This is a genomic window from Streptomyces sp. NPDC031497 (assembly GCF_055580905.1).
The window spans coordinates 14,763-29,238 of the sequence record NZ_JBVIKO010000019.1; the positions used below are offsets into that span (position 1 = coordinate 14,763).

The window sequence follows — 14,476 nt, forward strand, 5'->3', positions numbered from 1 at the left end:
GCGGACGCGGGCGTCGAGCCCGGGCTTTTGCGGCCCGGAGAAACCCTGTCCGTCCCGGCTCCCCGCGGAGCGACCGCGCGCGATTGTGGAAACGGAAGATACGAAACCACCATGTCCGACCGTCCCCCCACCTGGAACGTCAAACGCTGGACCCTCGCCGTGGTCTGCACGGCGACGTTCATGCTCCTCCTCGACCTCACCGTGGTCTTCGTGGCCCTCAGCAGCATCCAGACGGACTTCCACTCCGACCTGGGCTCCCTGCAGTGGGTCGTCGACGCCTACACGGTTCCGCTCGCCGGACTCCTGCTCACCGCGGGCACCCTGGGCGACCGCATCGGCCGGCGCCGGGTCTTCCTGGCCGGGATGGCCCTGTTCACCGCGGGCTCGCTCGGCTGCGCGCTGGCCTGGTCGTCCCTCTCGCTCGACATCACGCGCGCCGGGCAAGGGGCCGGTGGCGCCCTGCTGTTCGGGGTGGCGCTGCCACTGCTCGGCGAGGCGTTCCCGCAGGCACGGGAGCGGGCCGGTGCGATCGGCGCGTTCGGCGCCACCATGGCCGCCGCCACCGCGGTGGGCCCGCTCGTCGGCGGTTACCTCGTCCAGGGCCCGGGGTGGCGCTGGATCTTCCTGATCAACGTGCCGATCGGGCTGGCGACCCTGGCCGCCGGCCGGCTGCGGCTGCGGGAGTCCCGCGGCGCCGCCACCCGCGGTATCGACGCCTCCGGGGCGGTGCTTCTCACCGCGGGCCTGTTCGCGCTGATGCTGGCGGTCATCCGCGGCAACGACGAGGGCTGGGCGTCCGCGCCGATCCTCACGCTGTTCGCGGCGGCGGCGATCCTGCTGGCGGCCCTGTTCGTGCGGGAGTTGCGGGCGGGCGAGCCCATGCTCGACCTGCGCCTGTTCGGCCGGCCGTCGTTCCTGGGCGTCGCGGTGGCCGTGTTCGCCATGATGGCCACGCTCGTCGCGGCCATGAACTACACGGCCCTGTATGTCGCGAACACCCTGGGCTACGGGCCGTCGGCCACGGGCCTGCGCTTCCTGCCGCTCACGATCGCCTCCTTCGTGGCCGCGCCGGTCACGGCGGCACTGGCCGACCGCGTCCCGCCGCGCCTGACCGTCGGCGGGAGTCTCCTGCTGACGGCGGCCGGGCTGGCCCTGACCGCCCGCCTCGACGCCGACTCCCGGTGGACCGCGCTGGTCGCCGGGTTCGTCGTCGCCGGAATCGGGCTGGGCGCGGGCAGCGCCGCGACCTCCAACGCGGCCCTCTCCCTGGCCGAGCCCGCCCGCGCCGGCATGGCGACCGGAATGGTGAACACCATGCGCCAGGTCGGCCTGGCCACCGGCGTGGCCGTGCTCGGCGCGGTCTTCCAACGGCGGGCCACCGACGCGACCAGCGGTCAACTGGCCTCGGTGCCCCTCCCGCACGACACGATCGCCGCACTCTCCGAGGCGGTCGGCTCCGGCGCGGGCGCCCAGGCCGCGGCCGGCGTCCCGGGCCCGCTGCGGCGAACCGTCGTCGAGGCGGCCCGGGCGGCCACCGCCTCCGGCCTCAACGACATCCTGCGCATCGGAGCCATCGCCGCGGCCGTCTGCGCGGTGGTCGCGCTGGCGACGATCCGGCGGGAAACACCGACCGAGGAGAGCGCGGTCCGGACCGCGCCGGCCACGGCCGACGGACTGGACACGACCGGAGAGACCGCCGGAAAGCCCTGACCATGCCGTCGACGACCGCGACGCCGGGATTCAGAAAGCGAGGACGCCTCGGAGGTTCAGGCCCTTGTGCATGTCCTCGTAGCCGCGGTTGATGTCATCGAGTGTGTAGGTGCGGGTGACGAGGCCGTCCAGCGGCAGCCGTCCGGCCCGGTAGAGGGCGTAGATCCGCTCGATGTCGGCGAGCGGGCGCGTCAACCCCATCACCACGCCGATCAGGTTCTTCGCCGACATGGCGAACTCGACCAGCGGCAGACTCACCGTGTCCTCGGTGACCGGGGCGACGGACGTGACGACGACGTTGCCTCCCTTGCTCACCAGGCGGCTCACGGGCCCGATCATGGAGCCGTACAGCACTCCCACCGTGATGATCGCGGCGTCGGCCATCCGGTTGCGGGTCAGTTCGGAGACGATGCCCTGAGCCTCCTCGACGCTCTCCGCGGTGTGGGTGGCACCGAACTTCAGTGCCTGCTCCCGCTTGAACGCGACCGGGTCCACCGCCACGATGTTCGCGGCGCCCGAGACGGCCGCGCCCATCACCGCGCTCATCCCGACCCCGCCGGTGCCGACGACGACCACGGTGTCGCCGTCCCGGATGCCGGCGGCGCGGACCGCCGAGCCGTATCCGGTGATGACCCCGCAGCTGGTCACGGCCGCGACCTGCGCGGGGATGTCGCGCTCGTAGCGCTGGACGCGGATCTCCTGCACCAGGGTGTATTCGGAGAAGGTGCCGAGCTGGCCGTACGCCCCGATCTCACGACCGTCGGAGGTGGTGAACGCGAACGTGCCGTCCGCGCGGGCGCCGGTCATGACGTCGAGGTTCCTGTCGCACAGGTGCGTGCGTCCGTCCGCGCAGTAGCGGCACGCGCCGCACGTCGGCAGTGGCAGCAGCATCACCGGATCGCCGACGGAGACCCGGTCGACGCCCGCGCCGACGGCGACGACGACGCCCGCCCCCTCGTGTCCCCCGACCACCGGCAGGTTGGCGGGGAAGTCACCGGTCACGTTGTGATCGTCGCTGTGGCACAGCCCGGCGTACTCCAGTTTCACGAGGACCTCGCCCGCCCGGGGATCGGGGAGGGTGCAGTCGACTATTTCCCAGGGGCGGCCGACTTCCCAGCACACGGCGGCTCGGGTACGCGTAGACACTTTGGCCTCTCCTTCGAGGTGACGTGGGTGAAGCGAGGACGGCCGCGGGGGCGGGTCGCCCCGGCTAGAGCCTGATGAAGACCGACTTCAGCTCGGTGAAGTTGTCGAGTGACTTCTCGCCCAGCTCGCGGCCGATACCGGACTGCTTGAAGCCGCCGAACGGGAAGGTGAGATCCAGTTCGGAGTACGTGTTCACCCAGACCACGCCGGCCCGCAGTCTGCGGGCCACGCTGTGCGCGGTGGACACGCTGGACGTGGCGACCGCGGCGGCCAGTCCGTAGTCGGTGTCGTTCGCGATGCGCACGGCCTCGTCCACGTCCCGGAAGGTCAGAAGTGCGGCGACCGGGCCGAAGATCTCCTCCCGGGCCAGGCGCATGCTGTTGTCGACACCGGTGAAGACCGTCGGCTGCACGAAGTAGCCGGGAGCGTCGTACTCCCCGCCGCCGATCGCGACCTCGGCGCCCTGCTCGCGGCCGATGGCGACATAGGAGTTGACCCGTTCGAACTGCTGGGCTGAGACGACGGGGCCCAGCACCGTGTCCTCCGCGAGCGGATCGCCGACCCGGAACTGCGCGAGCGCCTTGGCCAGTTCCTCGGAGAACTCGTCGTGCACGGTCTCGTGGACGAGGATGCGGGTGCCCGCGACGCAGACCTGCCCGGTGAGCATGGCGAACCCGCCGGCGGCGGCCCGTGCCGCCGCCGGGATGTCCGCGTCGGGCATGATGATGTGCGGCGACTTCCCGCCCAGCTCCAGCGTGACCCGCTTGAGGTTGCCCTGCGAGGCCTGCAGGATCGCCTTTCCGGTGGCCGTCGAGCCGGTGAACGACACCTTGTCGACGCCCGGATGGGCGGCGATCGCGGCGCCGGCGGTGTGACCGAAGCCGGTGACGACGTTGAGGACCCCGCGGGGCAGACCCGTCTCCGTGATGATCTCCGCGAGCCGCAGTGCGGTCAGCGGCGTCTGCTCGGCCGGCTTCAGGACGACCGTGTTGCCGCATGCGAGCGCGGGGGCGATCTTCCAGGCCGCCATCGTGATCGGACCGTTCCACGGGATGATTCCCGCGCAGACGCCGACGGGTTCGCGCACGGTGTAGCAGTGCACCGAGGCGTCGACCGGGTTGACCGTGCCGGTCATCTTGGTCGGCCAGCCGGCGTAGTAGCGGAAGGTCTTCGCCGCGTCGGCGACCATGCCCCGGGTCAAGGTGATCGGGATCCCGCCGTCGAGCGACTCGAGGGTGGCCAGTTCTTCGGCATGGGCGTCGATCGCGTCGGCGATGCGCAGCAGGACCATGGTCCGGTCGTGCGGGTTCATGTCCGGCCAGGACCGGTCCTCGAAGGCCCGGCGGGCGGCGGCGACGGCCCGGTCGACGTCGGACGCTCCGCCCGAGGCCACGGAGGCCAGCGCCGTTCCGGTGGCCGGATTGACCGTCTCGAACGTGTCACCCGACTGTGCACCGGTCCAGTCGCCGTCGATCAGCATCGGCCTGGCGCCGGGTCCGGCGATGAATGCGGGAACCGGTGCGGCGGCGATGTCGATGCGCATGGTCACGGGTTGACTCCTTACGTGTCGAGCAGGCGTCGGCTGAGGCACGGGACCACGTACAGAGGAGAAAAATGTGTGCAGTTTTACACGCCCGAAACGCTAGATCGCCTTTCGCCGATCCGTCAAGGATTGCGCAGGAGTTCTGTTCCCGTCGGAGATCGTCCTCGTCGGAACGTGGCGCCGACCTTGAGATCTGCGTAGCGTGGGGCTGAGCCGCACGATCGCGCGAGGACATCCCCCGGATGGTGTGGTCACGTCATTCTGCATGCATAACTGTCCCTGCCAGTGGTCGTTCGGCTTTGTCGGCGGATACCGGAAAGGCCGCGCGGCAGGGGCGGAGTCGCCAGGCGGGCCGCCGGTCCGCCGCATGCGCCAGTCGCGCCCGGCATGCCGGTGTCGCCTACCTTTCGGAGCTCGTGATGGCCTTGTCGATAGACCCGCAGCGGTGCCAGGGGCACGGCCGCTGCGCCCTGATCAGTGCCGCGCTGTTCGACGTCAGCGACGAGGGGCTCGGTGTCGTCCTGGTGCCCGAGCCCGGCCCCGAGTACGCGGCCGACGTCGCCGCGGCGGTCGACAACTGTCCCGAGATGGCGATCCGTGCGGCGGCCGGCCCTGCCGCCTGACGTCTTTTGCCTCACTACTTGCGGAGGTACTACCCCGTGTGTAGTTTCCGGATGATTGGCGCGCCGCCCCGGCCGCGCGCCGAGGATTCCCTTCCCTCCTGCCGTCCGCGTCTGGACGGCTCCCTGGGCCGCCTCGACGGAGGTCGACATGACCAGCCTGGACAATGAGAAGATTCCGGTCGATGAACTCGCCGCGCACTTCGACCTTTTCGATCCGGTGCACAGCGAGCGCCTGTGGGAGGTCCTGTCCTACGCGCGCTCGTCCTGCCCCGTGGTGAAGACGGATGCCGACGACGGCTACCACATCGTCACGCGGTACGACGACGTGCGGGCCGTACTCGAGGACGCGGCCACTTTCAGCTCGGTGCAGGCCGGGCTGCGCGGTGTGCCGATCCCGCAGCCACCGCTGACGGAGGACCCGCCGAACCATCTCGAGTACCGCAGGGCGCTCAACCCGTATCTGTCCCGGTCGTTCCTCGCCCGCTACGAGGACGACATCCGCCAGCACGCCCGTGAACTGCTCGACGAACTCGTTCCCAAAGGGCGGTTCGAGTTCATGACCGAGTTCGCGGTCCCGTTCACCTCGGGCAACCTGGCGAAGGTCATCCTCGACGACGACAACAAGGAGCGCCTCGCCAAGGCCATCCGCCTGGCCACGGAGATCAGCAGCGAGGGCAGGCACGAGGCCTTCTTCGAACTCGCCGCGCTGGCGGAGGAACTGCTGCACGAGCGGGCCGAGTCCGGCAGCGAGCGCGACGACGTGCTGTCCGCGATCATCCGGGCCACGGTCCAGGGCCGGCCGCTCACCATGGAGGAACGGGTCGGTGCCACCACGATCCTGTTCACGGGTGGCCTCGACACCACCAAGGCCGCCCTCGGGAACATCGTCAGGCATGTCGCCGACGACCCGGCACTGGAGAGCCGCCTGCGGAATCCCGACTGGGTCAAGGGCGATCTCGACGAGTTCCTGCGCCTCGAGTCGCCCATCACCTTCATGGCCAGGACCGTGACCCGGGACACCGAGGTCGGGGGCTGTCCCCTGCATGCCGGTGACCGGGTGGCCATCCACTACGCCTCGGCGAACCGTGACGAGACCCGCTTCGAGGACCCGGCCGAGCTGCGCTTCGACCGGGGGCGCAATCCGCACGCCGCGTTCGGTCTCGGGCCGCACCGCTGTATCGGACTGCACTTCGCCCGTCTGCAGATCGAGATCGGCTTCCAGGAGTTGTTCAAGCGCATCACCCGGATCCGCGTGCCTGCCGGCGAGCAGGTCAAGTCGGCCACCGGCATCGTGCTGACCCACGAGTACCTGCCGATCGAGTTCGACACGGCCGAGTAGACCGGCCGCGCCGCCCGGGGGTGCCCCACGGGGCGGCCCGGCGGCGCCAGGACCTCCGCACGTGGGCGCGTGGGGGAGGGCCGGCCTGCCGCCGGGTGCGGCCCGGCCCGCACGGCCAGGCGGGAAGCCTGTGCCGTGCGGGCCCTTTCACGTCTCCGGAGCCGCGCAGCCTCCTGCCCTCCGTTCCGCCGGTTCTCCGGCCCGTCGGCTGTGTGCCGCCCCAGGCCACGGTCCCTTCGCCCGGCGCAGGGGTGGCCGCTCTCTTCGCTGCCCCGCCGTACCCCGGCCCGACGGCGCCCGCGTTGACGCGGAGCCGGGAGGTCCGTGCCGCCGGCCGGACGCTCCCCGCTCACCGTGCCGCCGTCGGCGCGGCGGAGCCGCGCGCGGACCGGGGTGACGCCCTGCCGGCGCCTGGACCTTCCGAGTCGTTGACACCCCCTGAGCCCGGTGCTAGCTTCCCCTCCACCTACCTACTCTAGTAGTGAATATCGGCCGATCGAAGCTGATTCCCGTCTGCGCGGCCACGCCGCAGACGCCTCCTGGTGAAGCACGGGCAGACGCTGCCCGTGCGGACCGGAAGTGCCACGCACGGACCGACAGCCCTGCCTTTGGGGCGGACCCGCGCCGTCGCTGTGGAGAAACCATTCCGCGCCGTTCTCCCTCTGGACGCCAGCGAAAGGTGCTCAACGATGAGCCTTTACCGCAACTCCCTCGCAGGCCTGGCCGTCGCGGCCACGCTCTCGGCCTCACTCTCGGCCTGTGGTTCCGGCGCGGACGCCGTGGACGGCAAGTCCGGGTCCGACACCCTCACGATCGGGGTACTGACCCCGCTGAACGGCCCGGCCGCCTCCTCGTTCGGTCAGAAGACCGTGGACGCGGCCAAGGCGCGGATCGAACTCGCCAACGCCACGCACGAGATCCCGGGCGTCACGCTCAAGGTCGTGAGCGAGGACGAAGGCGTCAGCCCGCAGACGTCACTGGCGGCGCTTCAGCGCCTGTCGGAGCAGGACCACGCGGACATCGTGCTCGCGGCGGGTGCCTTCTTCTTCGGTTCGTACCGCTACGCGGTGCAGAAGAACATCCCGGTGGTCGGTGACTGCATCGACGGCCCGGAGTGCGGCGACGCCAAGAACGCGAACATCTTCGCCGCGTTCGGCAGTTCGGACAACAACTTCCCCAACTACACGGGAATCCCCGAGTTCTTCAAGCAGCAGGGCGGCACGAAGTACTGCGGGATCGGGTACAACTCCCCCTCCACGGTCTCCAACGGCAAGGCGATGGCCGGATCGGTGAAGGCCTCCGGCATGCCGGTGCCCTACACCAACTTCTCCTTCGACCCGGGCCAGGCCAACTTCAGCGCGATCGCCCTGTCGATCAAGAACGCGGGCTGTGACGTGGTCGGCACCCAGATGCAGGTCGGGGACAGCCTTTCGCTGTTCACCGCGCTGAAGAACGCCGGTGTCACGCTGAAGGCCTCCTTCGTGCAGGGCGGGTACGGCCAGGAACTGTTCGACTCCGCCGAGTCCGTCACCGCGGCACAGGGCATCGACATGGCCGCCGGCTACACCCCCGCCTCGCTGAAGACCCCCGGCGTCACCCGCATGATGAACGCGCTGAAGACATACGCGAACTGGACCAAGCCCTACCCGTCGGCCAGCCACGAGTGGGGCTGGTTCACCGCGGACACCGCGGTCACGGGCCTCAAGGCCGCCGCCGCGGCGAAGGACACCTCGGCCAAGGGCTTCACCACAGCGTTGCGGAAGGTGACCAGTGACGACCACGGCGGCCTGACCTGCCCGGTCAACTACTCCACCTTCGCCGACACCCAGCAGCAGTTCCCCGGCAACTGCACCTACATGGTCAAGGTCAAGGGCAAGGAGTTCGTGTCCCTCACCGGCAGGGACGAGATCCGGATCAAGGCGATTCCCGGTACCAGGAACGGCTGACGAGGGACCGCTCACCGGGCCCGGTGAGCGGATCGCGTCCCCGAGACATCCCCGAAGGGCGGAGACAATGGGCGTGTTGGAAGGCAAGGTCGCCTGCATCACCGGGGCGGCCCGCGGCCAGGGCAGGAGCCACGCGGTCGCTCTCGCACGCGAGGGCGCGCACATCATCGCCCTGGACGCGTGCACCACGATCGGCAGCGTGCCGTATCCGCTGTCCACCGAGGACGACCTGCGGCAGACCGCCGAGGAGGTCGAGGCCGTCGGCGGAACCGTCGTCACCGCCGTCGCCGACGTACGCGACGAGGCCGTGCTGCGCGGCGCGGTCGACGACGCGGTCGCCCGGTTCGGCAGGCTCGACATCGTCTGCGCCAACGCCGGCATCAGCACGCCGTCGCCGACGCTCACGATGGACGAGCAGACCTGGCAGGACACCATCGACATCAACCTCACCGGTGTTTGGAAGACCTGCCGTGCGACGATCCCGCACATCAGCGCCGGGGGCCGGGGCGGCTCGGTGATCATCACCAGCTCCGCGGCCACCGAGATCATCTCGGGCAACATCGCCCACTACACCGCGTCCAAGCACGGACTGGTCGGGCTGATGAAGGTCCTGGCCAAGGAACTCGCCCCGCAGGCCATCCGCGTCAACACCATCCACCCGACCGGCGTGGAGACACCGATGATCCTCAACGAGCCGATGTACCGGCTGTTCCGGCCCGATCTGGCCGACCCGACCCGCGAGGACTTCGAGGATTCCGCGCGCACCCACAACGCCATGGGGATCTTCGCGCTGAGTCCCCAGGACGTCTCGGCGGCCGTGCTCTACCTCGCCGCCGACAGCGGGCGCTACATCACCGGCAGCACCTTCACGCTCGACGCAGGCGGAGCACTGGGATGACCACACCACTCAAGGACCTCGTCCAGGTCGAGGACTTCGACTTCTACACCGACCGCCAGTTCGAGGTGTACGCCCGGCTGCGCGAGGAGGCGCCGGCGTTCCACTACGAACCCCTCGACGTGCACCTGCTGACCCGGATGGACGACGTACGGCACGTCTCCACGCACCCGGAACTGTTCTCCAACACCGGGGGTCTGACGCTCAACCAGCTGCGCATGGCCCGGGACGGCGCGCTGGCAGCGTTCGAGCGGTTCAACGAACCGGACGGCGAACTGGTGATCACCAAGGACCCGCCCCGGCAGAAGCAACTGCGCGGGCTGATGGCGCCGACGCTCGCCCCGCGCTACCTCGACGGTTTCCAGGAGGCGCTCGACACGTTCTGCCGACAGCTGGTCGACGAGGTCGAGCCCGGATCGTCGTTCGACTTCGTGGAGCGGATCGCGGCCCGGCTGCCCCTGTACGTGGCCGCGGCGATCCTCGGCGTCACCGAGGTCGACATCCCGCGCATGGTGACCTGGGTGGCGGCGCTGGAGGACCTGACCAGGGTCGAGAGCGTCGCCGACCTGGAGGGACCGGGCCGACGCTTCGACGAGCTCAAGGACTTCCTGCGGGCCCGGATCGCCGCCAAGCGCGAGAACCCCGGCACCGACATGATCTCGATGTTCTTCAGGTCGCGGCTGGACGGCGGCGACGTCCCGGACGCGGTGGTCCTCGCGCATGTCTCCACCCTCATGTCGAACGGCGGCACCACCCGTCTGCTGCTCTCCTCCATGGCCGGGCACCTCGCCGACCACCCGGAGGAGACCGAGGCGATGCGGGCGGACCCCGCCCTGCTGGACGCCGCGATGGAGGAGGTCCTGCGGCTGTCCCCGCCCGCCCGTGGGTTCGTCCGTACCCTGACCGCCGACACCACCGTCGCCGACAGGGAACTGAAGGCCGGCGACCGTGTGTACATGCTCTATCCGGCGGCCAACCGGGACCCCGCCCACTTCACCGAGCCCGACCGGTTCGACCCCGCCCGCGAGCGCGCGAACCACGCCTCCTTCGGGTTCGGCACCCACTTCTGCCTCGGCTCGGGCCTGGCCCGGATGGAGGCACGGGCGCTCTTCCGCCACCTCCTCGACCGGTTCGGCGAGGTGCGGCGCACCGGCCCGGCCACCCGCTACCCGCACGTGCAGCTGAACGGCCCGGCCACCTTGCCGGTCTCGCTTCACCACTGACGGTCCCCGTCGGCAGCCGCCGCAGCATTCGGCACAGGAGCAATCAATGTTGGGCTACGTATTCGCCGGTCTGGTGCTCGGTGGGATCTACGCGATCTCGGCTGCCAGCATCGTCGTCACCTATGTCTCCGCGGGCGTGCTGAACTTCGCCTTCGGCTCGATCGCCTTCTTCATCGCCCGGTTCTACTACTTCCTCAACGTCCAGCAGGGCTGGCCGGTCGCACCGGCCGCCGTCGTGGCCATCTGCGTGGTCGGCCCGCTGCTCGGCGTGGCGTTCCACTACCTGCTGTTCCGGTTCCTCACCCAGGCAAGCTCGCTGACCAAGGTCGCCTCGACCATCGGCCTGTCGGTGGCCATCACGGCCGCCTCCGAACTCGTCTTCGGGAACAAGGCGATCCTCACCTCGCCCGGCCTCGCCCCGAAGCCGGTGCGGGTCTACCACTTCGCCGGCGCCACGGTCACCCTCGACCAGATCATCGCGTACGGCTGCATCGTCGCCGTGCTCGCCGTCGGCACCTACGTGCTGCGCCGCACCGGGGTGGGCCTGATGGTGCGTTCCACCGTCGATTCCGAGGCCCTGACCTCGCTGTCCGGCATCAGCCCGGCACGGGTGGCCGTCGGTGTGTGGACGGCGAGCACGTTCCTCGCGGGTCTGGCCGGCGTGCTGGCCGCACCGATCCTCAACGTCAGCTCCGTCGACAACTACACGCTGCTCACCGCCTCGGCCTTCGCCGCGGTCGTCGCCGCGCGACTGCGCAGCCTGCCGCTCGCCGTCGGCGTCGGCGTCCTCATGGGGATCGTCGGCTCCCTGCTCCAGTGGCTGCTGCCCGCCTCCAGCAAGTGGACCGCCGACGTCATCTCCAGCATCCCCTTCGCGATGGTGCTGGTCTTCCTGCTGGTCTACTCCTGGCGGGGCTCGGTCGGCCGGGAACGCACGGGCGGCAGCCTGGACCGCGCCACCGCCACGGCACCACAGACCGCTGCCCCGGGAGCAGCCGGGACGTCCCGCCGCGGCGGGACGCTCGCCGTACGCGCGGCCACCGGGCTGGCCGGGCTCATCCCGCGGAACCTGTTCCTGACCGTCGCGGCCGTCCTGCCCCTGCTCCTGACCGGCTACCGCGTCGGACTGGTCGCCGAGGCCCTCGCCATGGGCATCGTCTTCCTCTCCTACACGCTGCTCACCGGCGAGGCCGGCCTGATCTCGCTCTGCCAGATCAGCTTCGCCGGCGTCGGCGCGCTGGCCACCGGCCAGGCGGCAACCGTCTTCCACCTCCCCGTCCTGCTGGGCGTGCTGATCGGCGGTCTGCTGGCCGGCGTGGGCGGCCTCGTCGTGGGCGCCCTGACGGTCCGTATGGGCAACCTCTACGTCGCCCTGGTCACCCTCACCGTGGGCCTGTTCCTGTCCTCCGTGGTCTTCACCGCCGACCGGTTCGTCCAGTTCGGCGTCGGCGTCACGGTCGACCGGCCGGGATTCGCCTCGGACGACCGGACCTTCTCGTACTTCATGCTCGCCATGTTCGTCGTGGCCGGCCTGATCATCGCCGCCGTCCGCCGCTCGACGACCGGCCTGGCACTCGGGGCACTGCGCTCGTCGGAGACGGGCGCAAGGGCCACGGGCGTGAGCGTCCTGCGGATGAAGACCGCCGTCTTCATGGTGGCCGCCATGCTGGCCGGCTTCGGCGGCGGCTTCCTCGCCATCTACAACGGGTCGGCGCTGCCGAGCTCCTACAGCACCATCGCCGGCCTCGTGTGGTTCGCGGTCCTGGTCACCAACGGCACCCGCACCAACAACGCCGCGCTCGCCTCCGGCCTGTTCTTCGTCTTCCTGCCGGACATCTTCAGCTCCTATCTGCCGGTCCGACTCGGCCCGGTGCCCGACCTGCTGTTCGGCGTCGGCGCCGTGCTGCTGGCCCGCAACCCCGAGGGCGTCATCTCGCTCAACGGCCGCCAGCTGCGGAGCGCCGGCCGCGCACTGCTGGGCAGGCTGCGCCCGCGGACGCGGCAGGACGACACGGCACAGCCGGCCGTCCCGGCGGCCCGGACGGCCCTTCCCGCAGCGGAGCCGGCCCCCGCACCCGGGCCCACACCCGTGCCCAGGGCCGTGGCGGACCCGACGCGGACCGTGCTCTCCGCGCGGGGCGTGTCGGTCCGCTTCGGTGGCCTGAAGGCCCTGCAGAACGTGGACATCGACGTGCCCGCCGGCACGGTCGTGGGCCTGCTGGGCCCCAACGGCGCGGGCAAGTCGACCCTGCTCGGCGTGCTGTCGGGCAACGTCCACGCGCAGGAGGGCACCGTCCTGCTCGCCGGGGAAGAGGTGTCCGGGATGACTCCGCAGGGCCGGGTCCGGCACGGCCTGGCCCGTACCTTCCAGCACCCCGAACTCTCCGGTGACCTCACCGTGCGCGACCACCTCCTGCTCGCCCACCGCCTGGACGAGAAGCCCTCGCGGTCCTGGAGCGACCCGTTCACGGGCCGCCACCTGCGCACCGAACCCGGCGAGCTGACCGCCGTCGAACAGATCCTCGACCTGCTCGGCCTCGCCGACGCGGCGGACCTTCCGGTGGCCGGACTCCCGCTGGGCATGTGCCGCCTCGTGGAAATCGGCCGGGCCCTGGCCACCGGCCCCCAGGCCGTTCTGCTCGACGAGCCCTTCTCCGGGCTCAACGCGGGCGAGTCGCGGGTCCTGGCCGAGGCCCTCGCCCGGATCGTCGCCACCCGCGGCATATCGATGCTGCTCGTCGAGCACGACGTCGAGATCGTGTTCGGCCTCTCCAGCCGGGTCTACGTCCTCGACTTCGGCCAGCTGATCGCCCAGGGCACGCCCGCCGAGATCCGTGCGGACGAGACCGTACGCTCGGCCTACCTGGGCGAGGTCGAAGCCGTCCCGGAACCCGGCCCGCGGGCGGAGGCGACCACCAGGAAGCCCGTGGCGGGCACCGCGCGGGCCCGGACGACGTCGAGCGGCGAGCCCATCCTGCGGATCGAGGACCTCGCCGTCGACTACGGCAACGCCACAGCCGTCCGCGGAGTGTCCCTGTCGGTGCCGGGGAACGCGGTGACGGCCCTGCTCGGGGCCAACGGCGCCGGCAAGAGCACGCTCGCCCGCGCGGTGTGCGGACTGGTGCCCGTGCGGTCGGGCCGGATCGTCTTCGACGGCACCGACATCACGGGCCTGCCCGCCCACCGCATCCGGCGGCTCGGCCTGGCCCATCTGCCCGAGGGACGGGGGGTGTTCCCCGCGCTGACGGTGGCGGAGAACCTGCGCATCGCCGTGCAGACGGCGCCCAAGGCGGAACGAGCACAGGCGACGGACCGGGCGATGGAGCTGTTCCCGATCCTCGCCGACCGGCGCACCCAGATCGCCGGCACCATGTCGGGAGGTCAGCAGCAGATGCTGTCGCTGGCCCGTATCCTCGCCCATCTGCCGCGCCTGGTCATCGCCGACGAGATCTCGCTGGGGCTCGCGCCCCTCGTCGTGGACGAGGTGTTCGAGGGCCTGGAGCGGGCCATCGACATGGGTGTCTCGCTCATCGTCATCGAGCAGTTCGTCCACCGCGCGCTACAGATCGCCGACGAGTGCCACATCCTCCGCAGGGGCCGACTCGTCTGGAGCGGCGCCGCGGCCGACGCGCGAGGAGACGTCTTCGACCACTATCTCGGCAACACCGGCCAGGACAGGCAGCCGGTGGCGGAGACCGCCTGACGCGGACGTCCTCCCGGACGGTCGGCGGACCGGGATAGGAAGGCTGGGCTAGGAAGGCCGGGAACTGAAGGCCGGGAACAGGAGGCCGGGACCTGAGAACCGGAAGCCGGGACGATGGTGGGCACACGGCACCGCGACCGCCCACCGTCGTCCCGGGCCGGCGACCAGGATGCGCACCCCACCGCCGATACGCATCCGCCCTTCCCGGCGCAGATCGCAGCACGCCGATGCCCTCGACCGCCAGGTGGTCGAGGGCATCGGCGTAGTACGTACGGCACGGCGACGGGAATCCGCATCGCACCCACTGACGATCTGTCACCGGATGCCGCGGTGCCGACCGCCCGGTCG

Annotated in this window: 9 protein-coding genes; 7 read left to right on the top strand and 2 right to left on the bottom strand. The window is 70.7% G+C overall.

The window, feature by feature from the left end; all coding sequences use genetic code 11:
• The first annotated feature begins 111 nt into the window (after positions 1-111).
• Complete coding sequence (locus tag ACZ5K7_RS32505) at positions 112-1,710, top strand: MFS transporter (protein WP_468918906.1); 1,599 nt, start codon at positions 112-114, stop codon at positions 1,708-1,710.
• 30 nt (positions 1,711-1,740) lie between these two features.
• Here ACZ5K7_RS32505 and ACZ5K7_RS32510 read toward each other — a convergent pair whose 3' ends face one another.
• Both ACZ5K7_RS32510 and ACZ5K7_RS32515 read right to left on the bottom strand, forming a co-directional pair.
• The gene (locus ACZ5K7_RS32510; protein WP_351702112.1) at positions 1,741-2,856 is read right to left on the bottom strand and encodes an NDMA-dependent alcohol dehydrogenase; all 1,116 of its coding nucleotides are present in this window, start codon (positions 2,854-2,856) and stop codon (positions 1,741-1,743) included.
• A gap of 64 nt (positions 2,857-2,920) precedes the next feature.
• A complete protein-coding gene (locus ACZ5K7_RS32515) occupies positions 2,921-4,399 on the bottom strand; it encodes an aldehyde dehydrogenase family protein (RefSeq protein WP_351702329.1) in 1,479 nt (492 codons plus the stop codon).
• A gap of 419 nt (positions 4,400-4,818) precedes the next feature.
• Here ACZ5K7_RS32515 and ACZ5K7_RS32520 point away from each other — a divergent pair, with 419 nt between their 5' ends.
• The 6 genes from ACZ5K7_RS32520 (at position 4,819) to ACZ5K7_RS32545 (ending at position 14,128) form a co-directional block, all read left to right on the top strand.
• Positions 4,819-5,022: a ferredoxin gene (locus tag ACZ5K7_RS32520; protein ID WP_351702109.1), complete on the top strand. Its 204-nt coding sequence runs from the start codon at positions 4,819-4,821 to the stop codon at positions 5,020-5,022.
• A 148-nt stretch (positions 5,023-5,170) separates the two neighbouring features.
• On the top strand, positions 5,171-6,361 hold the full coding sequence (locus tag ACZ5K7_RS32525) for a cytochrome P450 (RefSeq protein WP_468918910.1): 1,191 nt from the start codon (positions 5,171-5,173) through the stop codon (positions 6,359-6,361).
• Positions 6,362-7,050: 689 nt separating this feature from the next.
• The gene (locus ACZ5K7_RS32530; protein WP_468918913.1) at positions 7,051-8,307 is read left to right on the top strand and encodes an ABC transporter substrate-binding protein; all 1,257 of its coding nucleotides are present in this window, start codon (positions 7,051-7,053) and stop codon (positions 8,305-8,307) included.
• A gap of 67 nt (positions 8,308-8,374) precedes the next feature.
• A complete protein-coding gene (locus tag ACZ5K7_RS32535; protein ID WP_468918916.1) occupies positions 8,375-9,205 on the top strand; it encodes a mycofactocin-coupled SDR family oxidoreductase in 831 nt (276 codons plus the stop codon).
• Entirely contained in the window at positions 9,202-10,425 is a 1,224-nt protein-coding gene (locus ACZ5K7_RS32540; RefSeq protein ID WP_468918919.1) for a cytochrome P450, read from the top strand. The genes ACZ5K7_RS32535 and ACZ5K7_RS32540 overlap by 4 nt, the downstream gene beginning before the upstream one ends.
• A 46-nt stretch (positions 10,426-10,471) precedes the next feature.
• On the top strand, positions 10,472-14,128 hold the full coding sequence (locus ACZ5K7_RS32545) for an ATP-binding cassette domain-containing protein (protein WP_468918921.1): 3,657 nt from the start codon (positions 10,472-10,474) through the stop codon (positions 14,126-14,128).
• Positions 14,129-14,476: the final 348 nt, after the last annotated feature.

Excerpts from the sequence above, each read along its gene's own strand:
- ACZ5K7_RS32535 (WP_468918916.1), top strand. The coding sequence starts at position 8,375 with ATGGGCGTGTTGGAAGGCAAGGTCGCCTGCATCACCGGGGCGGCCCGC.
- ACZ5K7_RS32545 (WP_468918921.1), top strand. The coding sequence starts at position 10,472 with ATGTTGGGCTACGTATTCGCCGGTCTGGTGCTCGGTGGGATCTACGCG.
- ACZ5K7_RS32505 (WP_468918906.1), top strand. The coding sequence starts at position 112 with ATGTCCGACCGTCCCCCCACCTGGAACGTCAAACGCTGGACCCTCGCC.
- ACZ5K7_RS32540 (WP_468918919.1), top strand. The coding sequence starts at position 9,202 with ATGACCACACCACTCAAGGACCTCGTCCAGGTCGAGGACTTCGACTTC.
- ACZ5K7_RS32530 (WP_468918913.1), top strand. The coding sequence starts at position 7,051 with ATGAGCCTTTACCGCAACTCCCTCGCAGGCCTGGCCGTCGCGGCCACG.
- ACZ5K7_RS32525 (WP_468918910.1), top strand. The coding sequence starts at position 5,171 with ATGACCAGCCTGGACAATGAGAAGATTCCGGTCGATGAACTCGCCGCG.
- ACZ5K7_RS32520 (WP_351702109.1), top strand. The coding sequence starts at position 4,819 with ATGGCCTTGTCGATAGACCCGCAGCGGTGCCAGGGGCACGGCCGCTGC.
- ACZ5K7_RS32515 (WP_351702329.1), bottom strand. The coding sequence starts at position 4,399 with ATGCGCATCGACATCGCCGCCGCACCGGTTCCCGCATTCATCGCCGGA.